The organism is Paraburkholderia panacisoli, from assembly GCF_008369935.1.
Taxonomy (GTDB): Bacteria; Pseudomonadota; Gammaproteobacteria; order Burkholderiales; family Burkholderiaceae; genus Paraburkholderia; species Paraburkholderia panacisoli.
On sequence record NZ_VTUZ01000054.1, the window covers coordinates 1 to 23839 of the forward strand.

Genomic DNA, 23839 nt, shown 5'->3' on the forward strand with positions numbered 1-23839 from the left:
GTTACGTTGTCAGAGCCGCTCTTGATTCAGGCTCCTAGATTCACCGGGTGACACCGGTGGTTCACTCCTTCAATGCGGCGAGAAGGGCGAACAACTTCTGTAAGCGACTTCGTGTCGCACCTCGATCAGGTTGTTCAGGTACTTCGAGGTCCGGACCATCGTGTGCTCAGGCAGTAGGCCATCGACCTTCATTTCACGCACGGCCGGGTGCGAGGCAGCGTATCCATCGAGCGTGATCGTCTCTGGAGGCTGGCCCTGATGTTTGATGGCGTTGCTGAGAAAGGCTTTGGCCGAGGTTACATCGCGCTTCGCACGGAGCATAAAGTCCACTGTCTGGCCGGCCCGATCCACGGCCCGGTAGAGATAGACCCACTTGCCACGAATCTTCAGATAGGTCTCGTCAACATGCCACGACTGTCCCGCAGGTGTTGCGAAGCGGTTCCAGCGCTCAACGAACTCCGGCGTAAAGCGCTTTACCCAGCGCATGCTCGTCGTATGCGCCAGCGACAAACCCCGCTCGGCCATCATCTCGACAAGATCGCGCAGGCTGAGCTTGTAGCGAAGGTACCAGCGCACACAGAGAATAATGATTTCCCGATCAAAATGCCGACCATCGACCCCCCCCTCCAGACCTTTTTCCTTGCTCGTCACCGGCCACCAGATTGATTGGATCGCCACTTAGCCGATCCGATGCGCCTATTTGCACCATGTATGGACGACTCCCTGTTGTCAAGCAGTCTCAGTTCTCTGGCATTGGGTCGAGGTTGCAGCCATGTATCCGGGCTCGGTTCACAGCACTCGCTGCGGGCCCACGATGAATATCCGCGAATGGGTACCCCATCAGAGCCTCGGGCCTGGTTGCCCTTGGTGCAAAGCGGGTTTGGCCCACCACGGTCCGACCGTTCTGTCATCGAATTGAAGTCTGCTCAAGCAACCTCTGGAAAGTGAACGCGGCTTCGATGTTAAAAGCTGGGTCTGTTAATCCGTCACGCTGGATCGCGCGGGAACGTGGCCAGCCTGATAGGCCTGGTTTCGTATCAGCATGGCCCAGGCTGTTCGTGCATTCTTTGCCGCAAGCGCCACGGCAGCAATGTTTTTGTGTCGGCGTTGACACAGTTTCATCAGCCAGGAATCAGCCATCTCGGGCTTGACGGCTGCCATGCGGATAACCGCGCGGGCACCGTGAATCAGAAGTGTTCGTAATGCCGTATCGCCGCGCTTGCTGATGCCCAGCAGGCGTGGAGTACCGCCCGAGGAATGCTGGCGCGGGACCAGACCCAGCCATGCAGCGAGTTCCCTGCCGCTGCGAAAGGCTCGGGCGTCGCCGATCGACGCGGCCAGGGCCGACGCGGTGAGCGGCCCGATTCCGGGTATTGACTCCAGAAGGCGGCCGGGCGCATCGGTACGATGGATCGCGCGGATGCGACCTTCCAGTTCAGCCACCTTGTTGCCCAGTTCGCGCAGGTGCTCGACGAGCATCTGGATTAACGCCCGGAAAGGCTCGCTATGCTCACGGTCACGCGTGGAAAGCGCCTCCATGGCCCGTTGCCCCAGCAGCCGGATGCCCTGTGGCAGCGCGATGCCGAATTCGCCCAGAAGCCCACGGATCTGGTTGGCCAGTGCTGTGCGTGACTTGACCAGGCCGGCACGTGCCCGATGAAGTGAAAGTATTGTCTGTTGCACCGGCGTCTTGACCGGCACAAACCGCATATGCGGTCGCTGTACCGCCTCGCAGATTGCTTCGGCATCAGCGGCATCGGTCTTGTTGCTCTTTACGTAAGGTCGTACGAACTGCGGGGCGATCAGACGAACGGTGTGCCCGAGCTTTGCGAGCTCCCGGCCCCAGTAGTGCGACGACCCACACGCTTCCATGCCGACTACGCACGGTTCAAGCTTCGCGAAAAACGCCAGTACGTCAGCGCGGCGCAGTTGCTTGCGTACGACAACATGTCCCTGAGAATCCACTCCATGAACCTGGAATAGAGTCTTGGCAAGATCCAGTCCGACAGTGGTTACCTTCATGATGAACGCTCCTTTGCCGTGGACATCACGACCCGTCCACTTTGGCATAAATCTCTCGCCGTTTAGCGGGAGTCGTCCATCACATCAGAGCCCGGACGAGGGTCCTGCGGCGCCGGTGCAAACTGCTCATGACTCGTCGTCGCTGAGCCGCACGATCGGTGTACGGCTGAATTCATTGTTCGTTTCGACGAGCAGCAGCAGATGGTTGAGAAACTGCGCGCGCGCTTTCGGCGGCAAGGCGGCGATGGTGCGCTCATTGCCCGCTGTTCTCGGTTCCGCTTTTCGACGCCCTCAGCCACACGAAAAACGCGGTGACGATGTTCGTGCTCTGTTTCGCCGGGCTCCTCATGCTGAGCGGATTCACTTCCATCCACATGCTGGTGAAGACGGGACTTTTTCCGGCGCGGATCAGGGCACTTGCGGTCGGGCTCCCCTACGCGCTGACAACCGCGGTCCTCGGCGGCACGACGGAATTTGTCGCGTTGCGGTTCAAGGCGTCCGGCCACGAGTCGTACTTCTTCTGGTACGTCACAATCTGGGCCGCCATTTCGCTGCTCGTCTATCTACGGATGCCTGAAACCAATGTCAGGCGGCGGCGGTGAGCCCGGCGCGACTTGCTTCGTAGAACCAGTGCGACTGCCGACGCCGTCGCGCGAAAATTCGCCGGCGTGGATAGGTTGACCGTTTCAACGGGGACGCGCCACATTCAAACGGTTGCGAAAGCGTCCAGGTGCACGCCGGCGGACGTGTTCGTTGCGCGGCGACGGGATGAGGCGCGGGGCAGCAACAGCATTCACGCCGAGACGCGGGGCTTGCCCTTGCTCTTCGGACCGACGCCTTTGCCCGAAGCGGAACGCTCCTTGGGTGTTGCGCCTCGTTGCGCTGCGCCGGTTCGTCCACCACGCGTGGCTTCCATCACGTCCTCAAGTTAGTGCTCTACCACGCGCTGGAAATCCAGCATCGCCGCATGCTGATCAGCGACGCTCGTATCGTGGCTCAGCCGTGACGGCTGCTTTCATCAGATGCTGGACGACTACGGCCCGAAACAAAGCCTCTTTCACGGACAGTCGCGGCGCGAGGGCGGCCACTACGGATGCGATTCCCTTGCACAGTCTTTCGCGCACGCTGGTGGCGCCGGGCAGCACGACATCATGCGCGTCGGCCAGCACCACGAAAGCGGGGTGCGTCGTGCGAAACGCCACGAAAAACGTCGTCAGCCGGCCCGCAACGACCGATACCTCAAGCAACGGCACCTCCTCGCTCAGCCGGTCGAACGCTGCTTCAAGCTCGGTCAGGTATTGCTCGATCAGCGTACCTGCAACCTGCTCGTTCGTCGGAAAGAACTGGTAGAGCGAACCGATCGACGACTCCGCGCGCGCGGCGATCGCTGTCATCGTCGTTGCTTTGTACCCTTTTTCGGCGAATTCCGCGCTTGCGGCTTCCAGTAACGACGCCACCCGCGCATGACCGCGGGCACGGCGCCTTCGCTTCGCCCGAATTCGGCGTTGACTTTTGTGAGATTATCCTCATATACTATTTGTGAGCACCACCTCACAATACACCAGCGGCTCGCCGCTTTCAACGGAAGACCTTTATGTTGCAAAAACTTGACCCTAAGACTACCGCTCTCGTTCTGATCGATCTTCAGCAGGGCATTCTCGGATTCGGGAAAGCACCCCGCCCAGGTGTTGCCGTGGTGGCTACCGCGGCAACACTCGCGAAACGCTTCCGGGAAGTGGACGCGCCGGTCGTCCTGGTGCGGGTGGGCTGGAGCGCCGACTTCGGCGATGCATTGAAGCAGCCCGTCGATCAGCCCATGGTGCTTCCCACTGACGGACTGCCCTCGAACTGGTGGGACTTCCCGGCCGAACTGGCGGTGGAGGAGCGCGACATCAAGATCACGAAGCGCCAATGGAGCGCTTTTTACGGCACGGAACTCGACCTGCAATTGCGGCGTCGCGGCATCGAAACCATTGTGCTTGGCGGGATTTCGACGAACATCGGCGTCGAGTCGACGGCCCGCGCCGCACACGAGCATGGGTACTCGCTGGTGCTCGTGGAGGACGCAATGAGCTGCTCGGCGCCCGAGCATCACCATGCGTCGCTGAATTTCGTCTTCCCGAGGCTCGGTTTCGTGAGGCAATCCGGGGACGTACTCGAGGCGCTCGCAGGCTGATGAGACTGATGGACAAGCGCGGCAAAACAAGTATCTGAACAAACTTGTTGAACAGGACCATCGTGCCATCAAACGCATCATCAAATCCATGATGGGCTTCAAGGACTTTTGTTGCGCCCGCATCATCCTGTCGGGCATCGAGGTGATGTATATGATCAGGAAGGGACAGATGAATACGGCGAAGGGAACCTCTCCGTCGGCCGCCCGGGCGGTTTTACTCTTTGCTCATGTAAGGCCTCCTAACAAGATATTATTGTTTTACCGTTCTTTTCTTATTGCGACACAACCGTGTTATCCCGAAACCAGCTTTTATCGAAGGAGAAGCAGATTATGACGATGAACAGACGTAGTTTCTCGGCTGCCCTGATAGCCGGAGCCGCCGCCTCACTCGTTTCTACCCGCGGTATGGCGGCGACTCAACCGCCGAAGAAAGCGCGGAACGTCGTCCTTGTGCACGGGTTGTTCGCCGATGGGTCGTCCTGGTCCGAAGTGATCCCGCGATTGCAAGCAGCGGGACTCAATACCACGTCTGTCCAGAACCCGCTGACGACGTTGCCTGACGCGGTTGCTTCGGCCCAACGCGTCCTGGCGCGCCAGGACGGCCCGACCGTATTGGTCGGGCATTCCTTCTCGGGGATGATCGTGACGGAGGCTGGTGTGCACCCGAAGGTTTCTGCAGTTGTTTATGTGGCAGCTCGGGCGCCTGACGCGGGCGAGGATTACTCTGAGCTGGCCAAGAAATTTCCTGTGCCGCCGGCGTCTGCGGGGATTGTTTTCGACGGCGATGAAGGTCGTCTGAGCGAGGCGGCGTTCCTTCGCGATTTTGCGGGCGATCTACCGGAAGCGAAGGCGAAGGTCCTCTATGCAGTGCAAGAGCCGTTTCACAAGGCGCTGCTAACCGGAAAAACCACACAGGCTGCCTGGCGGTCAAAGCCGAGTTTTTACGCTGTTTCGACGGAGGACAGGACAATTAACCCCGACCTCGAACGTTTCATGGCGAAGCGCATGGGTGCCACGACCATCGAGTTGAAAGCAAGCCATCTCTCGTTGATCTCTCATCCCGACGAGATCACCCAGCTAATCCTGGAAGCCGCGGGGCAGGTTAGTTAAAGAAGCCAGAAGGTTCTGGCTCGTCGCAAGATTGCATTGTCTCAAACGTCACTTGCAGCGTGCAGGGGGTGACGCGCCATCGCGTGGCTGTTTCAGTGGCGCCTCCTCCCAACGGGTCAAGTGAGGGAGCGGTGACTGGGACTTTGCGACGTGGCGTCGGCCCTCCGGGAACCAGCAGTTGAATCTGCCAAAGCGACACACAAGTGGCATTGTCATTCTTCCCTTTTCGAGGGGGCACGACAACGCGGAAGTCATTTCTCTACGCAGCATGATCCCCCGGCGTCAGACAAGTTGTCGCCTCTGAATTTTCTTATCAAGAAGAGTCAGAGGTGCAGGTTGAAGGCAAAACAAACGTATTCTGTGTGCGCCGGGAGACCGGCAAGGAGTAAGTGGTGCAAGTCCACTACGATGAACGAGTAGCGAACCACATCGACCCCGAGCCGTGCGTCGGTATCCGCGAGGATATCGGCGAAGCGTCGGTAGGGTAACGTGCGGGCCAGCCATTGAGCCACGATAGAATTGCGATCCCGGGTGCCGACGCTGTACAGAAAGCGGAAGGCAATACGGCGGGGCGCGTAAGCGCGAGCGCCCCGAAGACCTGGCGTGGTCGAAGACCCTGGCACGTACGGACGCTCTTTGCGCGGGAACCGGGAGATCTCTCGTCTGGCCAGTCGCAACACCAGGCTGATCCGCATCGGGAAACTGTTTTTCGCCATGCCATCGTGACCATCCTTCCGCCGGGCATCGTCGGTGTTCTTCCAACTAAGCCAGTCCTCGCGCACGTCCGGCGGCACGATCTCGACAGGCTGCTTTTCCTCCCTGGCTTTTTCGAACCACCGGAACTAAATTCCTAACAACTCTGTGGCTGTCTTGCTTGAGTCGCCCAGCTACTAGGAACAAAATTCTGCAGAACGTGGGAGCAATATTGTGCAAACCAACGGGTCGAGATAGCCTGACGCCATCCCCAGCCATACGACTTTACATAACATAATTAATCATCATTAAATAGGATAACTACTGACCTGTGTGGGTCATGCCTTGGATGCCTCGGTCGGACCTTCGATGCACTCGGTTTGAAGTAGGGCAACGACACTGAGATCTGTGCCGACCGGTCCGGCGCGTTCTCGGACAGCAGGAAGCCGACAGTCGCCGAGCGGATCGAGCGCCTTCGCAAGTACCGCGGACGACTGCGTGCCGGCTTCAAGTTTGATCGGGAATCGCTCAGCGAAAAGGGGAAATGCTGAATGACCGTTGAGGCACCGCAACGATTTGCGGTCGATAGCGACGTCATTGCCTATCTGTTCTCCGCCCACGCCGGGAAGGCTGACCGGGCCGAGGCGCTGGTGGTGCAGGGGACTCGACGCCCGTCATCAGCGCACAGGTAATGGATGAGGCCACGCTCGTCATGAGCCGGAAAATTGCCTCTCTTGGCCGGAGACCAACGTCTTCGTGGGCGATGTTGAGGAGTTCTGCGAGGCCGTGCCATTGATGCCCGAAGCCACAAGGAATCGCTAGCGGGTAAAGCGGCTGATGCACGCCGTCCCCGCTGCTGACAGTCGTATCGAAGCACAAACGCGGCGAATACGACCGCGAAATTGAGTCTGCCGGCCGGCGCGTCTTCCTGATCGCGCGGCGGAAAACGCTTGACGTCAGTCCGGCACTGCTCGCCCCGAGTCTCGCCAGGCGCTCGCAGTCTCTGTCACAATAGCGGTATTGGTTCTGCCAGCTTCAATGCGCACGATAGTGAGTTCGTCGGGCCGCCTGTCGCCGCTAACATGCGACGTTCAGTGCCGAAGACCACCGTTACAGTAGGCGCGACATGACATACGAGCGTTGCGAACATTGCGGCAACGAGACGCCGCCCTGGGACACCATACGCAGCGACTCTGGCGACGGCAGCTATGAGTTGCTCTGCACTCTGTGCTTCAACGCCAGGATTGCCGAGTCCAACGGATTCACCGATTTCGAGAACGTCCGACTTGATCCCATCCGGATTATCGATTGCCACGGGGAGTCCCACCAGTTCCATTTCCAGCTCCGGCTCCTGGGCGACCGAATTGCGCTGGATGCTTTCGAGCTTCGTGGAGAAATTCCCGCCGGCTACCGGTTCCAGCTGATCGGTGAGGCCGACGACGATGTGCTCGTCCTGCTCGGGCGCCTCGTCGAAAAGATTCGTCGGGCACTGTCGGTCACGCACATCGATTTTCGTGAGCGCCGAATCATTGACTGCACGGTACGGGGACGCATCGAATGGGACGAGTCGCAGGCCGGACACATGCCGCTTGTGGTGGTCGACGGCAAGGACATCTCGTGGAACGACCTTGGGAGAATGCTCATGAGCATGGAAGGGTGGCAATTCCGGCTGGATATCGCTGATCCGAGCGAAGAGCTTTGAGTTTGAGTTGCGTTGTCGACGCGGCGAAACGGATAGCCAAGCCCGGCGTGGGCTGATTACCCGCCTGGCCGCGCGAACGTTACAACCTGTGGGAGGAACGCCATGGTCGCAGTCAGGCACGATGATCTTTCTATGGCCTTTGACTTCGTCAGCTACGCGGCAGCAATGGAACATAACGCGTATGTCTCGCTCGATACAGGCAAGGTCTGGTGGACTTCCGATTCCAGCGACGCGTTCGATGAGGAGCTTCCTGACGACCTTGAAACTTCCGACCGCTACCTTGCGATACCGCATAAGCACGAGCTCGATCTGGGAGGACGTCTCGCCTTGCGCTTTGTCGCACAGGAGTTGCCTGCGTGTTACGACCAGGTCGAAGGATTTTTCCGGCGGCAGGGGGCTTATGCGCGTTTCAAGGATTTGCTGGAGCGTGAAGGCATTCTCGAGCACTGGTATGCGTTTGAAGCCGATGCAGTCGAAAGCGCGCTGAGGCAATGGTGTGCGGAGAACGGGCTTGAGCTTGTTGAGACGTGACGGGCGCCGTCAGCTTTCGCAACGTCAAGTGTGGCGTCTCCTGTGGTCGAATGCGGACGTGTTCTGCTGACGCATCTGGCGCCGGGCCGCCCGAGCGACTGTGTGCCGTGCGAAAATCAGCGATTTCACATCGCCAGGAGCGAATGCGCATGAGGTCTGGTATCGCGTGAAGAGGACCTTTATTCCAACGGCGCAGCAGCAGGCCGTGATCGAGGCGGCGCGTGGCGCCGGGGACCTGAAGATCAAGGCATTTGCAGGCGCGGGCAAGACCTCCACGCTCCAGCTCGTGGCCGAACACTTCGGCCAGCGGCGCGGCATGTATCTCGCGTTTAACCGGGAGATCGCAGCAAGCGCAGTCCGGCGATTCCCGCCTCACGTCGACTCGCGGACGATGCATTCGCTGGCGTGGGCATCCGTCAGCCCAACGCTGCGAAACCGGATGAGCTTTCAGGGCGAGCCACCGCACGAACTGGCTGCACGCTACGGGCTTGGCGCGCTGGAAGTGCGAACGGTGACGGGCAGGGCCGTCGAGATTGCCCCGTTCGAGATCGGGCGGATGATCGCCGATGGGCGGGACAGGTTCTGCCGGTCCGCTGACATCCAGCCGGCAGTACAGCATATCGTCGTCGACGAAAAAGTCGACGATGCGGTGGCCGCGCAACTGCGCCTCTACCTGCTGCCCTACGTCGGGCGCCTGTGGGAAGAGGGCGCGGCTGCGCGCGCCGTGAGTGCCGTTTCGCCTGACGTGCTCCTGAAGCTCTGGGCGCTTTCCGAGCCACGCATTGAAGCCGACTATCTCCTGTTCGACGAGGCGCAGGACAGCGAGGGTGTCATGCTTTCCGTCCTTGGCCGGCAGCGCCACGCGCAAATCATCTACGTGGGCGACCCGTACCAGCAGATTTATGAGTGGCGGGGCGCGGTCAATGCGATGGCGCAGATCGACGCGCCCGAATGCGCGCTCACGGAGTCGTTCCGCTTTGGCGCCACGTTCGCGGCGCTTGCCAGCCGCCTGCTTGGACTGCTCGGTGAGCGCACGCCCATCCGGGGCCAGGAGACCATCGGCTCGATCCTGGTGGACGATCCCGCGATAGCGCCGCCGGTCGACGCGATCCTGTGCCGGAAAAACGTCACCGCGATCTGGCAGTTTGCCGCGGGACTCGAGGCGGGACATCGACCGGCGATCCGGATGAGTCCGGCCGAGATTCTCGCATACGCCGATGGTGCGGACCGGTTGCTGGCCGGCCAGCGCGCGTTTCGCCCGGCGGCGTTTTCGCTCTTCGAGACGTGGAGCGACGCACAGGCGTTTGCGCGCAGTGCGTTTGGTCAGGACCTGCTGCCAGTGGTGCGGATCGTGGACGAACTCGGTACCGGCTATCTGCGGGCCCTGGCGCAGCGCTCGGCGGCGGAAGGCGCCGTCGACTACGTGATCTCAACTGTCCACCGCGCGAAGGGCCTCGAATGGAAGCGGGTTAGAGTGGCGAACGATTTCCGTTTGCGGGGTACCGACGGCAGCCCGATGCCGGACGACGATGAGCTTCGCCTGGTCTACGTGGCGGTCACGCGCGCACAGCATGTTCTCGATATTTCGGGGTTGCGAGACGAGCTGCTACGACTTTTCAGTCTTCGGCGTTAGTACCTGCTGATGAAAGCGGCTTGGGCGTCGCTCCGATGATGTTTACGCAGTGCCGTCTGGCAGGTCGGGACGCAGTTCGGCTTCGATCTGATCGATGGTCGGCAGGCCCGTCTCCAGCGACGGGGGCACCTCGCGCATGAGTTGGTACTCGGCCACGCCCATCGGTTTGGCCACGCCGCGCAACGCATATTCCCCCACGAGCCGATTCTTTTCCTTGCACAGCAGCAGGCCGATGGTCGGCTGGTCCTCGGGCGCCTTGACCTGCGCATCGATCGCGGAGAGGTAGAAGTTCAGCTGGCCCGCATATTCGGGCTTGAACGGCGTCGTTTTCAGTTCGACAACGACATAGCAACGCAGCTTGAGGTGGTAGAAAAGCAGGTCGATGTTATGCCGAGGTCGGGATAACATCGATCTTCTCTTTTACAACCGCAAGCTCCGACGGCTTGTCGCAATCGAACTCAAGTTGGGCGCATTCAAGGCCGAGTACAAAAGCCAGATGGAACTGTATTTGCGCTGGCTCGCGAAGCACGAGCGGGAGCCAGACGAGGAACCGCCGCTCGGCATCATCCTGTGTGCAGGCAAGAAGCAGGAGCAGATCGAACTTCTGGAGCTTGATAAAAGCGGTATTCATGTCGCCGAGTATCTGACCGTGTTGCCTCCACGGGAGCAGTTGCAGGCGAAATTGCACCAGTCGATCGAAGCCGCGAGGTCTCGACTCCAGAGCAAGCGGCGCGAATGATTTGATCCCCGTAATCGACTGGTCGATTTTTCCGGGGAAGTCAGCCCAGGCGGGCGATATCCTGGAAAGGAGCGCTTTCTCTCTCGTAACGGGACTTGAAAACGAGCGCATTACGAGACACGGAAGCATGGAGCCCAAACGCACCACAATCCTCGTCCTCGCCAGCATTCTGACGTTCTTCTGGACAGCGTCAAGCAGGAAGTCCGGCGCATTGACTCAGGTTTTTTGCTACCAAGTAGCGGCTGTTGCCTCACGTAATTTCGCGGCGCACTTCCCCATGTGCTTCCAACTGAGCCTCGTGCGAGGCCCAAGCGGAATTACATGTCCGATTCCGACGATTATCGCCGACAGGCGAAGAAAGGACCCGGAGAGTGTCGCCTGCAACTGTCCACGTGCGGTTCCGCAGGCAGCCCGGCTGCTGCGGAGTGCCGGTGAGCTGTCGATTCAGGTTAGAGCGCCACGATCTGTCGCAGTAGTTCCAGCGCTTTCATTTCGTCCAGACGTCCAGTTCGTGCTTTTCCCGCGAGCGTCTTGATCAACGCCTCTGCGATCGGTTCGATACCTATCAGATCGTCCAGGCTCGTGACGGGAGCAGAACGGAGTGGCTCCGCGATGACCTCTGTGACGGAAGCCGACGCAGGCTGCTGGTGAGAAACAGACGAAGGGACATCATTGTCAACAGTTTGCCGGATCGCCAGATCGGAGGCAGGCGGGGCGGTGCCGTTGGCGTGATCCGCCTCAGATGGCTGGGCGTGCCGGTCGCCCGTGGTTTTCGCCTTCTTACCCGTGGGCTTTCTTGTCACCGCCGCTTTCGGCTTTATCGCTGCTGGCAATTCCTGCTGATCGGATGCAGGTCGACCCGATTGCGGATCGAGCAGAGCCGACACCGACTCAGGAATGTCCGTCACCAGACGCGGAACGTCCAGCCAGGCCCTTGGCAACCCAAGATGTTCGGTGAAACGGTTGGCTTCGGCATCGTCCATACGCTTCTGTCCATACAGACGATTGTCCAAATTGGAGGCGCTGATTTTCACTACTGCGCTGAGTCGCACCTTGGAACCTTTGCGGTGGGTAAGCACATGCAGGTTGGCACGACGGATGTCTCCCAGCGCTGCCACGTCGTTCAGCGGCAGGGATTGCTGAGCCCCCGACTTTGGAGACGCTTTAGCTTTCGCCGATGCCGATTTTGACGAGGGCGTCGCACCAGGTTTTGCCCCGGCAGGATTACTCTTCGCAGCGGCCTGTGATGAGCCGCCACCGGTTTTTTTTGACATCTCTGATTTCCTGGGCAAACAGTCTATGAGGGCAGGCGGGTGATTCGTCTGGGTGGCAGGAGCCGTCTCCACTACCTGCCCGTATGCGGATTCCAGTTCAGTATTGACGTGGATAAACTCGAGCGGCGCCTTCAGACGACTGATGGTCTCGGATGTGAGGGCGGGATTGGGTTGATCGAAAAACCCATCGGGTAACCCGAGCGTCGTTTCGATGTGAAAGGCCGTCTCGGGTGTGAATCTCTCGCCGTTGACCAACTCGGCCACGCGCGTCAGGCTGGAATCGAGTCCCAGTGCGATGTTCTCCGCGCCTACCGCGTCAACCAGCCACCTAAACGAACGCGTTTTGAAAATGGATGCCGTCTGGGCCGAGTCTCGCGGCGGTGGCGTTTTTACGTGTGGCTTGTTCTGTCGGTGGGATGTCGTTTTCGAAGGTTGGCGCGATTGACGCTGGCCCTTGTCTCGAGATCCCGAATATCGCCCATGTGGCTGACTCATAAAGTGCGACTCTCCGCCGGTGAAATCACTATCAATGCGGAGATTATAAGGGAGGAGATGCTGGCGTCGGGCTCGCCATCATTCATGAGTTGTTCGGGCGACTTCCTTGGTCCAGGTGACCTCGGCGGCAAGTCAGAGAGGTCAACGAAGGCACCTTGCTGTTGTGCGCGCCAAGGCGGGCAGTGGAGTGTAATGTCATTGCTAACAGTCGATCAAGGGCAAGCATCAGCTCGACAACGATGATCGATCGATTCATGTTTCACTGTCGATGATGGGTCTTGTGCTGCTACGACGACGATTCTGCCTCGCGTTTACTCGCATTAGGCGCGTGGGGATCGCGTCACTCCTGAGTCGCGGTATAGCAACTCGGCGCCGTTTTTGCTGGTGCGGTGCCTTGCCAACAACGCTTCATTTCGCCCGTGTTCGTATCTAATCTCCACGCATTGCCGCCGCCATCCACAGCCAGTTGGTAGTGGCCTGATGCCGTGGGCGAAGCATCATGCGATGCTTGGCCGCAGCCAGTGAGGAGTAGGGATAGCGCAATAGGGATGAGTCTCATATGGTTTTTCCTCGGTATCTCAGGCCACAGCTGATTACTCTGCGCCTGGCGCTTCCTTGTCCAGTTCGTTGTAGTCCTCGGCGGGGTCATCGCCGACCACATCCTCAAATTCGAGCGACTCGGGGAAGACGTCGAGCGCTGCCTCAGTTAGTTCCTCGGCCAACGCGTTGATCGAATCGATCCATTCCTTCGTAGCGATTCCCTTGTCTCCGTTCTGCCAGTTCGCCGACCTATCATCGAATTCGTCTTCAAGGGCGCGATGCAGGTCATCGAGCATGCCCCGCGCCACATCGACCTTTTCGTTATATGCGTCCACGTCTGGTTGCAGCTTCGCACGTGCTACGGCAAACGCCTCATTGAACACACGCACAGACTCTTCCAACGTGTTCCGCTGTGCCGTCAGTTCTCCGAACGCTGCATCGATGCGCTTCTGATCGGCCGCCTTGATCTTGAATGCCATGCTTGTCCTCTTTCGCGATACCCAAGTCCTGCTACTGGGCGGCGAAACTTAACTGATGATCGCCAAAGGCTTTTCCTAGGCGATGAGTACTTCAGCTGGAATCTTCAACTCGCGATTCAGACGACGAATCATGGCAAGGCTTAGCCCGCGTTTCCGATTGAGCACCTCGTAGACTCTGTTCAGGTTGCCAAGATACGGCTGCATGTCGCTGGCAGACAGTCCGGCCTGCTCCATGCGGAACTTAATGGCCTCAATGGGATCGGGAAGATCGAGCGGAAAATGCTCAGCTTCATAACGCTCCACCAAGGTGGCCAACACCTCCAAACGGTCTCCTTCCGGAGTGCCGGGAGCCGGGTCGACGTCGACCAGGCCAGATACTGTCTGCAAGGCTTCTTTGTAATCGTGTTCGTTGTGAATTGGACGGATTTCCATCTTGGTCACTCCAGTTCCACAGTTTGAGCATCAATCCTGTCGTACTCACCACGCGTTCCGACGAACTTGATGTAGACGACCCCGATGCGATACGCGACCGCAACAATCAGCCTGTAGTCGTTTCCCTTGATGTTGAATACCACACGGTTTCGACCAACAAAGCTCGCGGTCGCATATCTGGCCTTTATGTCCTGCGGCGTCATCCAGACGGCCTTTACCGCTTCCTCATGCCATGCCAGCAGCGACTGCCGCGCGATCGGATGCTTGTCGCAGAATGCCAGGAGGACTTTTTTCGCAATGATTCGCATCGGTGCATATTAGTCCCATTTTGGGACTAAAGCAAGTGTCAAACCTCGGTGCGCCCCACCTGTTCCTTAGGACGAGGGATTGCGAAGCAAAGGAATTGAGAGCGCAAAAAATGGTGTAAGTGAAGGCCCGGATGACCGGAGCTATGCGCCCCTTCGTTTCAGGACACCGGCCCCAATTACGGCGTTTTTGTCCTTTTTCACTCTTTCCCACCGGCGCCACCCGTTCCATCAACCACCTCGGTGGGTAACCGGACGCGGCCCGATCTTCGGAGCGAAGCACGCGCACGGGGGCCGGATCGGTGTTGGGGCGGGGCGTCACGCGGCACGCGCGGTACCCATGATAGAAAACGCGGAACGGTCGGAGGCCGGCGGACGGGGCCCCGCGGCGGCTTGCACCGGGCCGCCCGCGGAGCTTGAGGATTGATGGGGTAACCCCGGATTCAAGTCATTAAATGCAGTTTTGCTTGTCGCAGTTATCAAAACTGTCATCATGTGGCCCTTTTTACCTTATTGATGTATTCTCTATTCGGCCACGGGGGGAGCAATGCGCGCGTCGCCACACCGAACCAGCTGCAGCAGCGGCGGTGTCTGCGACGGAGCGCGAAGCACGGATGCGTGTCGGTAGAGAAGTTCCACGAGGTGTCGGCATTTACAGACGGAAAGAGAATTTGCAGCGGCAACGAATCGGACCCGTCGCGGCAGCCCAAACCGTTGCCCCCCTCATATGGCCGTGACGAAAGCGAGATCACGTAGGGTGGGGCGGTTCGCTTGCTCTGCTGCGGTCCCGGTCGGCCGGCACGATTGGGTTCAACCTGCGGTGGTGGAACAGCTACAGGCCACGGTACCGCTTCACTCTTCGCCTGCACCCGCTTTACACGATGCATGAAAGTTCGCCCGACCGACACCAAACGGCGGCCATCGGACGCGACAGGGATCAGCGCGGGCGCCTCGTAATCGATCTGGTGATGCGACGCTGGTCGGACTGGCGCAGATTGCGCAAAGCCCCTCCGATCGGGTAGGGTGACGGCATCTTCGGAACCACAATGAGGCAGGACACGATGAACAAGCAGGAACTGGTGGTCGCTGTTGCAGCAAAAACTGGCGACAGCAAGGTCGCCACGGGCGAGACGCTCGACGCACTGATCGGGGCCATCACGGCAGCCGTCACGAAAGGCGATACCGTGCAGCTGATCGGCTTCGGCTCGTTTTCCACGGGTGCGCGCGCCGCGCGGGTCGGTCGCAATCCGGCGACCGGCGCCGAGATCCAGATCCCTGCCGCAAAGACAGTCAAGTTCACCGCGGGCAAGGCGTTCAAGGATGCAGTCAACGGCGCCTGACACTGGAAGTAATCCGTCAATCAGATTGCTGCGGCGGCGTCGCCGACGAATTTCGGCGACCACCGCGCGGCATTCCTGATGGACCGCCATGTAGCCTCGCTGCAACTGCCGAAGCCGGCGGGCTGGACGCAAACCGATACATACAGCAGCTGTTTGCAACTAGGGAGGATGTACGTGCCTTCCGACTCATTCTGCGCGGAGCGGGACAAGAGAGGTGGCTGAACGACAGGCACCACAACGAAACGCCGAACTAGACTTGACGACCTACGTCGGAATCGCGAGCCTGTTCGACCCGGCCAAGTAAACCTCTGGACGTACGTGTGCCGAACGAATTCATCCTCGTACATCCCCGTTCTGATTGCGCAATCTGCGCCGCTGTTTCGTCTTGTGAACAGCAACTTCAATCGTCCGCTCGAACCAATAACTTGCCTCACGACAAATCCTGCCACAGCCCCATAGCGCAACGCAAAGCGTTTAAGCCCATCAAAGCCGCTGCAGTTCATCTTTCATCCACTCATGGACGGCTCGACTCAGTTCCTGCTGCGACAAGTCCCGAGGGAAGAGTGCTGGGCCGACAACTACGCGAATTTCTCCGCGGCGAGTGGGCCAGCCTTTTGCAGGCCATACCTTTCCCGCGTTGAGGACCACGGGGACAGCGGGCGCGCCAGTCGCACAAGCCAATCGAACGCCTCCCGATGTCATCTTCAAGGGGGCGCCATGCGGCACCCGGGTCCCCTCGGGAAATATGACAACGACATCTCCCTTCGCAAGCCTCTCAGCGCTCTCCTGCGTCACGGCCTGATGAGCCTGTCGAACAGAGCCGCGGTTCAGACTAACCATATCGAGACCACGCAGTACCCATCCAAAAAAGGGAATGCGAAGAAGCTCTTCCTTGAAAACAAAACTGATGCGTTGCGGAAAAAGCGCGAGAAACGCGAGTGTCTCCCACGTCGATTCGTGACGGCACAGCAATATCGCCGGTCCTTCGGGAATATTTTCGAGCCCTTCTATCGAAACTGAGACTCCGGGCAGGTAGCGCATCACAACCACCAATGCTCGGCACCATTGTTTTGCCAGCCAGTATCGTCCCGCCCTGCCGACGAACGGGAACAGGAGCAGTATGACCATTGAATACAGCGTCCCGCTACCGAAAAGGTAAAAGATGAATAGCCATTTAGTAAAAAACGAGCGCATCGGGACGTGATTCAGATTGGTTTGCGGCGGAACTTTCCGCTCTTGATGGGTAAGACTACGCCGACGACGATGCGTTCGTTCCACAGACAGAAGCGGCGATGTCGCGCGTGAGTCGTGGCACGCAAAACAGCTGGTCAGTGCGGCTTGCGCCAAAGGGTTCTAAGGCTTGTCGAATCCTGGAATGCGCTCGTACGGTTTCTGGAAACAGGCGCGTCAATGTTGCGCGCAGGGTTGAATCCAAAGTTCCATTCGTCAATTTCGATTTGCGAGCGCTCAAGCGGCCAGCCGGTGCTCATAGCACGGCCGGTCTCTGTCATCAAGTATTGCGTAAGTCCTCCAGGCCCGATGCTCCGGGCTGCGCAACGGGCCCGCGCTCGTACATTTAAGTTGTACCACGCAGCGGTCCTTGAACTCACACGACGCTCCTGGCCATCCCGTTCTTCGCAAGCGTTCGTTCTTCCATCGGCCGCGCGACTCAAGCCACGACCCGATGGACCGCGCGCGCGATTCGGTACGCGCGAAGCCTCAAGGCGCGACCGCAGGCGCGTTGGTAGGCTTTTGACCGGCCGCTTTCTGTTGAGCGTTCTGCAAATTTTGCGGATAGTTCGATTGATTTCCTGCCGGGTTATATCCGTTCTTTTCCAGCGTGCTCAGCTCAGCGTTCTTTTTAGCGCGGTGCGCCTTGCGCTCGGCCTTCTTTTCCGCCTTCAACTCTTGCTTTGACATAGCGCCATCGCTGGCCCCGGCATCGGTTGCGGCCGCATGAGCTTGCGACAACGGAAGTGAGAGGAGACTCAAAGCCATACCTGCTGAAACGGCAAGAGCCGACAGTTGCTTGACCTTCATACGTATCTCCGTATCGATGCGTTAGGCGACGTGAGACTGCTCACGGACCGTTTGGGTTGGTTCCTGAGAAGAAAATGCCTCTTCGCGCTGGAACGACCCAACCGTAATCGATGAGTCGTCGAAGGGGATACAGGGGTTAGCCGCGAGGAGATGAACAAGCATAGCGCTGAAAAGCTCTTGCTCACTTGCTTTGAGCCGCATTTTCCCTGATTTCACGAAAGAGATTCCCCCTTCTGCTCTTCGTCTGAGCGGATGGGGAATATACACTCGGCAAAAATACACAGGCGCAGTTCAGGGCACGTGCCGCGAGGAAATTACCGCCCTGCACATAGCCTCACTGTTGTGCTTGATGTTACCTGTCATTTTCTTCCATGCGAGCGTCTGTGCGATTCAACGTCGTTCGGCCGTGTCACGCTCGATGAAAGATAGACGGGCGTTCGAACGGGCGACTTCAGAAAATTTCGGGTGAGCGAAGAAATTGACCGGCCTCGATAGTTGGAATTTTACATAGTAGAACTATATTAAAGGAGATAACGATGAAGAAACTTCTGTTCAGCGTGTTCGCATTATCTACGGCGGCGACCGCCACGGCCCAGAGCAGCGTTACGCTATACGGCATCGTGGACAACGGCATCGTCTACGAGACCAATCAGCCAAAAGGCCATGTTTTTGCCGCACAAAGTGGTGGTTGGGCGCAATCAAGATTCGGTCTGAAAGGCGCTGAGGACCTCGGCGGAGGAACCCAGGCCATCTTTCAGCTTGAGTCTCGCTTGAATACCCAGAATGGCAGCTTCGCGAACGGCAGTTTCTTTGAGGGGCAAGCGACGGTCGGTCTTCACAACGATACCTGGGGGCAAATCAAGTTCGGCAATATGGGCTCGGCCGAAATCAGCCAGTATTCAGGCGACGTCGACCCCCAGCAGACGAAGCGGTATTCGATTGGAACGTTGGTTCGGGGACGCATCTTCTCTCAGGCGGCGAATGGCGTAGAGTATCTTTCGCCGACGATTGCCGGCTTCACGCTACAAGGCCAGTATGATTTGACGAACTCGTCTACGTGGAACGCCGGCGACCCCGGGAGCGCGCCAGGTCAGTTGGGAACTTCAAGCGGACTTGGGAGTGCGCAAGGTCGTTCCGATGGCATCAAATTGTCTTACGCAAATCGAGGGCTCTTCTGGCAAGCGACGTATGACGAGATTCGCGACCCCAATGGCCAATTCAGCAACGTTTATCTGACGTCCCGCTCGATTCTCACGGGATTGACTTACGGTTTTGGACCCGTGACTGCATATCTTGGCTACCAGCACCTCAGCGCGCCCAATGCATCTAACGCCGGATACTTCGGCGCGGCCACTCCGCCAGCGTTGCCCGGGGGAACGAGCCTCCCCACGAACGTCAACCATGAATGGATTGGTGCGATATGGCAGACTACACCTGCGCTTGCTATTACTGGAGCGGTTTACCATGCCAACGCAAACAACGGCAATGGAAACGCAACGCTGTACACGCTCGGTGCAAACTACTCGCTCTCCAAGCGAACACTCCTGTACACGGAACTGGCGTATCTCCGAAACAGTTCAACTTCTAATTTGGGCCTCGATAGCGGCTTGTATGGAGCGAACCTCAATAACGACCCAATCAACGGAAATGCTTCCAGCACCAATCCCAACTTCGGCAAGAGCCAGTTTGGGATCATGGCAGGTCTGGCTACAAGGTTCTAAGGGGGCATGGGAGTTTAGGAGGAGGTGTGATTCTCCTGGGCTTCCAGCGACCTCGAACTCGTAGACCCGCTCTAGCGAACAGTTGCTGCCTCGCAGTCCCCAGCTACAAAAGGCTTGGCTCTGTGATAGCAGCCTACGCGCGAAATCGACTGGCTATGTGGTCAGGAATATTTTCAGGTGTGACGACCACAACGGACGACGACTGCGACACGGCCGACGCGGGTAGAAGCTTGTGATAATGCATGATGTGCTGGCACGCTGACCGCATGTCTTGCCGGAGGTCATGATGCAAGATTGCCTGAATCTTTCCAGCACGTAAGAGCTGCACATTATCCGTGTCCAGGTCATGACCGATGAAGCAGACTGGAGCTTGTTGCTGCGCTTCCAGCGCGCGAAGAATCGACACGTTACCTCCGCCCATCGAGTACACGGCGGCGATGGGAGTATCGTCGTTGAGAACGCTCCGGACTCTTTCTTCTGTTGGCAAATCAAGCCCATGCCCGCCGCTTGCATCAATCAGTTTGAGTTGGGGGTGGCGCTTGCGCAATGCTCGACGAAAGCTTATCTCGCGCTCTTCCTCCCCCCGAAATTGCTCGTCGCTCATCGTTATCAACACATTGGCCGGCTGTGGTCCCAGCAATAGGCCCAGAAGGTAAGCGGCCGTGGCGCCGGCGACGCGATTGTCGAGCCCGGCGTAGGCGATGCGGCCTGACAGCGGTATGTCGGTGAAGACCGTGACGACAGGAATTCCATGACGCTGGAGTTCGCCGACCGCCTCAGCAATCTCGGGAACGTCGCGAGCCTTCAGGAAAACCCCGTGGCTGCCTCTTCGCACGATAGACCGAAGAGCCTCTACGACTTCGGGCGTCGTCATCGTCTCCCGCAACAGGAAGCGCGGACGAACAACCGCCGGGTGCATGAACGCGAGTTCCGCTTCGAGCGCATCCTTTATCTCGTCACTGAACCGCGCCGGTGCTTCCACTACCACATCGACGATGAGCTTCCGCCCCGTGTTTGCCAGGTTCAGCTCCTGTTTCTCAAGCTCCTTTATCGCTTGCTCAACCCGCTTGCGGGTGTGCTCCCGGACGTTGGCGCGCGCGTTCAGGACCCTGTCAACAGTCGCCACACCAAGGCCTGCCTGAAGGGCGATTTCCTTAATCAAGAAGCGGTGAGCCAATCCGACCCTCCTTATCTGATAGTTTTTTGATGTGTTTCTGAGACTTCGATTTGTGCTTTGCGCGTTATCCTACATCGAAAATAGGAGACACGGATGGACTATCAAGTCGAAGCTGAGCGAACCAGCTGGTATCGCGAAAGCGACTGCAGCTTGAGTGATTTCGTGACAGTACTTAACGCGGGGAGGGAGCGGCTGCTCCGCTACGCTGCGAGGTCGGCTCAAGGAATTCCTGTATACGAATGCCTCGACCTGGAAGAGGTGGTCTCATCCGACGTTGAAAGGACGCAGTTACAGTCGGAATGGGTCGACGTCCTGCGGGACGGAGCAGGCGTTTTCGTGCTCAAGCACGCGTTTGCCGACACGGGATGCGTCGACGAGGCGACGGCCATCTTCGAATCGATTATTGAAGCTGAGAAAAAGTCGGGTCCGGCGGCTGACCATTTCGCGAAAGCGGGCGCCAATGACCGTATCTGGAACGCGCAGGAGAAACTCTGCGTTACAGCACCTGAGGTCTTCACCAGATATTTTTCAAATCAGTGGCTGCCAGCGGCCGCCGAGGCATGGCTCGGCCCGTCTTTTCAGGTCACGTCGCAGGTCAATGTTGTCAGACCTGGCGGGCAAGCGCAGCAAGCCCATCGCGACTACCATCTGGGCTTCCAGACGGCTGAGGTTGCCGCGTCTTTTCCGGCGCACGTACACGGGATGTCGGCTTTCCTCACGTTGCAAGGGGCCGTCGCGCACAGCGATATGCCCATTGAGAGCGGTCCGACCAAGCTTCTTCCTTCCTCGCAACGATACGCTCAAGGCTATGTCGCTTGGCGTAGGCCCGACTTCCGGGAGTATTTCGAAAACAACTTCGTCCAGATGCCGCTTGGCAAGGGCGATGCCATCTTCTTCAATCCGGCGCTATTTCATGCAGCCGGTTCGAACCGAACGAGCCACGTGCAGCGCATGGCAAACCTGCTTCAAATCTCGTCAGCTTATGGTCGCGCGATGGAAGTAGTGAATCGCACGCGAATGTCCGAGACCCTCTACCCAGTCCTTCGACACCGATTGATGACCGGCAACATGACCGAGTTCGAGGCGCGGTCGGTGATTGCCTCGTGCGCCGAAGGCTATTCGTTCCCGACAAATCTGGACAGGGACCCGCCCGTCAGGGGACTTGCGCCAGAGAGCCAGGGCCAGATGATGCTCCGGGCGCTTCGCGAGGACTGGGAGCCTGCCGAGTTCGCACGAGCCCTCGCAAAGCATGCCTGGCGTCGCGGCACCGGCGAATCCGACAATCTGATAGATTATTGATGTGTTTTTGTGATTAAAAGATAGAGTGACAGCACTATTATGATGTCAACGCGAAACACAAGATGACTCAGCGAAGTCGCGCATGCTCCCGTATCTGGCTCGGATGCGGGCGGAGACAGGGCGTAATGGTGCAAGGGCATGGACCAGTTCAAGGAACTACAACTGTTCGTCGAGGTAGCGGAGACGGGCAGCATCAGCCGGGCTGCGGAAGCTACCGAGCTTTCTATTTCGGCGGCAAGCCGGTATCTGATTTCGTTGGAGGCGAGGCTCGGGGTCCAACTGGTACGGAGGACGACGCGCAACCTTTACCTGACTGAGGCCGGCGCCGAATTTCACCGGCGCTGCAAATCTATCCTGGGTGACCTTGGCGAAGCCGAGGCAGTAATCAAGGAAGCGGTTGTGCGCCCCAGCGGCGTTCTCCGCGTCACAGCTTCCTTATCGTTCTGCATGCTGCACATTGCGCCCATGCTTCCTGATTTCACGGCGCGTTACCCCGACATCACGGTGGACGTGCTAGCGGCCAACCGTTACTGCGACATTATCGAGAACGGCATCGACGTCGCGATTCGTACGAAAGTCCTTGAGCCAGACAGCAACATCACGATTAGAAGACCGGCGTCAACGCGCCGGATTCTGGCTGCTTCGCCAGGCTACATTGAGGCGAACGGCTGTCCCCGATTCCCAGCAGAGCTTGCGAAGCACAGGCTGCTGAACTATCAACTTGCCGACAATCCACGCGAGCTCTCATTCACACGATGGGGCGAGAATGTTGTTGTCAGAGTAAAACCGTTGGTCGAGTCGAATGACGGTCAGATATTGCGAGTCGCCGCGCTCGACGGCATGGGCATCCTCGTCCAACCCAAATACATCATCCACGACGACCTCAAGGCCGGCCGCCTTGTCCCGGTGGTCGACGACTGGGACCTGCCACGGCTGACGATGAACATCGCGTTTCAGACCCGCTCACATCTACCTGTCAAGGTGCGGCTGTTCATTGATGCACTTGTGGCGCGGTTCCAGCAGAACGACTACGAACGGCATTGGACGGCGTGAGCCCTATGCTCACTGCAGTTGAGGCTTCTTCCCACTCAATGCGAAAGACTTTCCCTTTCCAGCTCTGTTTTGCCAACCACGGCGAATATAGACTCGTCTCAAAGCTGCAGAAAAGATTGATGGAGACACTCGATGCAAAGCGCAACCTCTACAGTTCAGTCCACCTCGCCGTACTTCGATGAAGCTCGCTCGGCCGAAGTCGTCAATGCACGCATGAGCGAAGACGCCGACGCTCGCCTGCGCCAGGTGATGTCGGTCCTGGTGAAGCATCTTCACGCTGCGGTCAAGGAAATCGAACCGACGCATGAAGAGTGGTTCACCGCCATCCGCTTCCTGACCGAGACGGGTCAAATGTGCACGGACTGGCGGCAAGAGTACATCCTGCTCTCGGATGTCCTCGGCGTCTCGATGCTCGTTGATGCAATCAACCATCGTCGCCCGAGCGGCGCTACGCCGAACACGATTCTGGGTCCGTTCTACATCGCCAACGCACCCGACTATCCAAACGGCGCGAACATCTGCCTGGATGGGAAGGGCGAACCCCTGGTTGTCGAAGGTCGGGTAACCGATATCAACGGAAACCCGATTCCGAACGCAAAGCTCGAAGTGTGGCAGACCAACGACGACGGCTTCTATGACGTGCAGCAGAAAGGCATTCAGCCCGATTCGAATCTGCGCGGCGTCTTTACCTCCGATGCTGACGGCCGCTACTGGTTCAAGTCCGTCAAGCCGCGTCACTATCCGATTCCCTCGGACGGCCCAGTCGGAAAGCTGTTGGGCGCAATGGGTCGACACCCGAATCGGGCGGCTCACCTGCACTTCATCGTGACCGCGCCTGGCTTTGACCCGGTCATCACTCACATTTTCACGCCCGACTGTCCGTATCTTCCGGAAGACGCGGTGTTCGGCGTCAAGCGTGAACTCATCGCCGAATTCAACAGGATTGAAGACCCGGAAGCTGGCAAGCGCCTCGGGTTCTCGTCGCCGTTCTGGACTGTTTCGTGGGACTTCACTCTCGCGACGTCCAGCAAGCCCACGCGGGCCATCCCGTAAATCGTCTGGCACGTCGAGCGTGCCG

General features: G+C 58.6%; 22 protein-coding genes and 3 pseudogenes. 13 read left to right on the top strand and 12 right to left on the bottom strand.

The annotated features are described in order from the left end of the window. Positions 1-111: 111 nt before the first annotated feature. Positions 112-651: pseudogene (locus tag FVF58_RS43325) on the bottom strand (IS6 family transposase); the annotation flags it as partial. 327 nt (positions 652-978) lie between these two features. After that, complete coding sequence (locus FVF58_RS43330) at positions 979-2022, bottom strand: IS110 family RNA-guided transposase (RefSeq protein ID WP_149675761.1); 1044 nt, start codon at positions 2020-2022, stop codon at positions 979-981. Between the two features lie 311 nt (positions 2023-2333). Here FVF58_RS43330 and FVF58_RS43335 point away from each other — a divergent pair, with 311 nt between their 5' ends. Continuing rightward, complete coding sequence (locus tag FVF58_RS43335) at positions 2334-2624, top strand: MFS transporter (RefSeq protein ID WP_246217470.1); 291 nt, start codon at positions 2334-2336, stop codon at positions 2622-2624. A 372-nt stretch (positions 2625-2996) separates the two neighbouring features. Here the strand turns inward: FVF58_RS43335 and FVF58_RS43340 are convergent, their stop codons facing one another. Further along, the gene (locus tag FVF58_RS43340) at positions 2997-3479 is read right to left on the bottom strand and encodes a TetR/AcrR family transcriptional regulator (RefSeq protein WP_223191215.1); all 483 of its coding nucleotides are present in this window, start codon (positions 3477-3479) and stop codon (positions 2997-2999) included. A gap of 137 nt (positions 3480-3616) precedes the next feature. Here FVF58_RS43340 and FVF58_RS43345 point away from each other — a divergent pair, with 137 nt between their 5' ends. From FVF58_RS43345 to FVF58_RS43355, 3 genes and pseudogenes are all read left to right on the top strand, one after another. Continuing rightward, positions 3617-4198 carry a hydrolase gene (locus FVF58_RS43345; protein ID WP_149675763.1) on the top strand — a complete coding sequence of 194 codons (582 nt, stop codon included), beginning with the start codon at positions 3617-3619 and terminating at the stop codon, positions 4196-4198. Between the two features lie 19 nt (positions 4199-4217). Further along, positions 4218-4431 (top strand): annotated as a pseudogene (locus FVF58_RS43350) (DDE-type integrase/transposase/recombinase); the annotation flags it as partial. 97 nt (positions 4432-4528) lie between these two features. Further along, positions 4529-5308, top strand: a complete 780-nt coding sequence (locus FVF58_RS43355) for an alpha/beta fold hydrolase (protein WP_149675764.1) — start codon at positions 4529-4531, stop codon at positions 5306-5308. 323 nt (positions 5309-5631) lie between these two features. Here the strand turns inward: FVF58_RS43355 and FVF58_RS51975 are convergent, their stop codons facing one another. After that, positions 5632-6102 carry a hypothetical protein gene (locus tag FVF58_RS51975; protein ID WP_188131129.1) on the bottom strand — a complete coding sequence of 157 codons (471 nt, stop codon included), beginning with the start codon at positions 6100-6102 and terminating at the stop codon, positions 5632-5634. Positions 6103-7127: 1025 nt separating this feature from the next. Here FVF58_RS51975 and FVF58_RS43370 point away from each other — a divergent pair. The 3 genes from FVF58_RS43370 to FVF58_RS43380 all read left to right on the top strand — a co-directional run bounded on the left by FVF58_RS43370 (position 7128) and on the right by FVF58_RS43380 (position 9867). Further along, positions 7128-7703, top strand: a complete 576-nt coding sequence (locus FVF58_RS43370) for a DUF7686 domain-containing protein (protein WP_149675766.1) — start codon at positions 7128-7130, stop codon at positions 7701-7703. A gap of 102 nt (positions 7704-7805) precedes the next feature. After that, on the top strand, positions 7806-8234 hold the full coding sequence (locus tag FVF58_RS43375; protein ID WP_149675767.1) for a hypothetical protein: 429 nt from the start codon (positions 7806-7808) through the stop codon (positions 8232-8234). A 205-nt stretch (positions 8235-8439) separates the two neighbouring features. Further along, positions 8440-9867 carry a UvrD-helicase domain-containing protein gene (locus FVF58_RS43380; protein WP_425469021.1) on the top strand — a complete coding sequence of 476 codons (1428 nt, stop codon included), beginning with the start codon at positions 8440-8442 and terminating at the stop codon, positions 9865-9867. Between the two features lie 42 nt (positions 9868-9909). On the opposite strand, the gene FVF58_RS43385 is transcribed toward FVF58_RS43380, so the two are convergent. Then, a complete protein-coding gene (locus FVF58_RS43385) occupies positions 9910-10275 on the bottom strand; it encodes a PDDEXK nuclease domain-containing protein (protein ID WP_246217472.1) in 366 nt (121 codons plus the stop codon). On the opposite strand from FVF58_RS43385, the pseudogene FVF58_RS43390 reads away from it, so the two are divergent. Continuing rightward, positions 10274-10606, top strand: a pseudogene (locus tag FVF58_RS43390) (PDDEXK nuclease domain-containing protein); the annotation flags it as partial. The gene FVF58_RS43385 and the pseudogene FVF58_RS43390 overlap by 2 nt on opposite strands. A gap of 449 nt (positions 10607-11055) precedes the next feature. Here the strand turns inward: FVF58_RS43390 and FVF58_RS43395 are convergent. The 4 genes from FVF58_RS43395 to FVF58_RS43410 form a co-directional block, all read right to left on the bottom strand. Then, positions 11056-12375, bottom strand: coding sequence for a hypothetical protein (locus tag FVF58_RS43395; RefSeq protein ID WP_149675769.1), 1320 nt, complete (start codon positions 12373-12375; stop codon positions 11056-11058). A 593-nt stretch (positions 12376-12968) separates the two neighbouring features. Continuing rightward, a complete protein-coding gene (locus FVF58_RS43400; RefSeq protein ID WP_149675770.1) occupies positions 12969-13394 on the bottom strand; it encodes a hypothetical protein in 426 nt (141 codons plus the stop codon). Between the two features lie 75 nt (positions 13395-13469). Next, the gene (locus FVF58_RS43405) at positions 13470-13826 is read right to left on the bottom strand and encodes a helix-turn-helix domain-containing protein (RefSeq protein ID WP_149675807.1); all 357 of its coding nucleotides are present in this window, start codon (positions 13824-13826) and stop codon (positions 13470-13472) included. A 5-nt stretch (positions 13827-13831) separates the two neighbouring features. Continuing rightward, positions 13832-14134 carry a type II toxin-antitoxin system HigB family toxin gene (locus tag FVF58_RS43410; protein WP_149675771.1) on the bottom strand — a complete coding sequence of 101 codons (303 nt, stop codon included), beginning with the start codon at positions 14132-14134 and terminating at the stop codon, positions 13832-13834. 1043 nt (positions 14135-15177) lie between these two features. Between FVF58_RS43410 and FVF58_RS43415 the strand changes: the two genes are divergently transcribed. Next, entirely contained in the window at positions 15178-15471 is a 294-nt protein-coding gene (locus tag FVF58_RS43415; RefSeq protein ID WP_425469022.1) for an HU family DNA-binding protein, read from the top strand. A gap of 483 nt (positions 15472-15954) precedes the next feature. On the opposite strand, the gene FVF58_RS43420 is transcribed toward FVF58_RS43415, so the two are convergent. Then, positions 15955-16665, bottom strand: a complete 711-nt coding sequence (locus tag FVF58_RS43420) for a lysophospholipid acyltransferase family protein (protein WP_149675772.1) — start codon at positions 16663-16665, stop codon at positions 15955-15957. A 525-nt stretch (positions 16666-17190) separates the two neighbouring features. Next, the gene (locus FVF58_RS43425; RefSeq protein WP_188131130.1) at positions 17191-17511 is read right to left on the bottom strand and encodes a hypothetical protein; all 321 of its coding nucleotides are present in this window, start codon (positions 17509-17511) and stop codon (positions 17191-17193) included. Positions 17512-18047: 536 nt separating this feature from the next. Between FVF58_RS43425 and FVF58_RS43430 the strand changes: the two genes are divergently transcribed. Beyond that, on the top strand, positions 18048-19232 hold the full coding sequence (locus tag FVF58_RS43430; protein ID WP_149675774.1) for a porin: 1185 nt from the start codon (positions 18048-18050) through the stop codon (positions 19230-19232). A gap of 133 nt (positions 19233-19365) precedes the next feature. Here the strand turns inward: FVF58_RS43430 and FVF58_RS43435 are convergent, their stop codons facing one another. Then, entirely contained in the window at positions 19366-20409 is a 1044-nt protein-coding gene (locus FVF58_RS43435) for a LacI family DNA-binding transcriptional regulator (RefSeq protein ID WP_149675775.1), read from the bottom strand. Positions 20410-20502: 93 nt separating this feature from the next. On the opposite strand from FVF58_RS43435, the gene FVF58_RS43440 reads away from it, so the two are divergent. The 3 genes from FVF58_RS43440 to FVF58_RS43450 all read left to right on the top strand — a co-directional run bounded on the left by FVF58_RS43440 (position 20503) and on the right by FVF58_RS43450 (position 23814). Then, positions 20503-21708, top strand: a complete 1206-nt coding sequence (locus tag FVF58_RS43440) for a phytanoyl-CoA dioxygenase family protein (RefSeq protein ID WP_149675776.1) — start codon at positions 20503-20505, stop codon at positions 21706-21708. A 138-nt stretch (positions 21709-21846) separates the two neighbouring features. Then, complete coding sequence (locus FVF58_RS43445; RefSeq protein WP_149675777.1) at positions 21847-22761, top strand: LysR family transcriptional regulator; 915 nt, start codon at positions 21847-21849, stop codon at positions 22759-22761. Between the two features lie 132 nt (positions 22762-22893). Then, positions 22894-23814 carry an intradiol ring-cleavage dioxygenase gene (locus FVF58_RS43450; RefSeq protein WP_149675778.1) on the top strand — a complete coding sequence of 307 codons (921 nt, stop codon included), beginning with the start codon at positions 22894-22896 and terminating at the stop codon, positions 23812-23814. Positions 23815-23839: the final 25 nt, after the last annotated feature.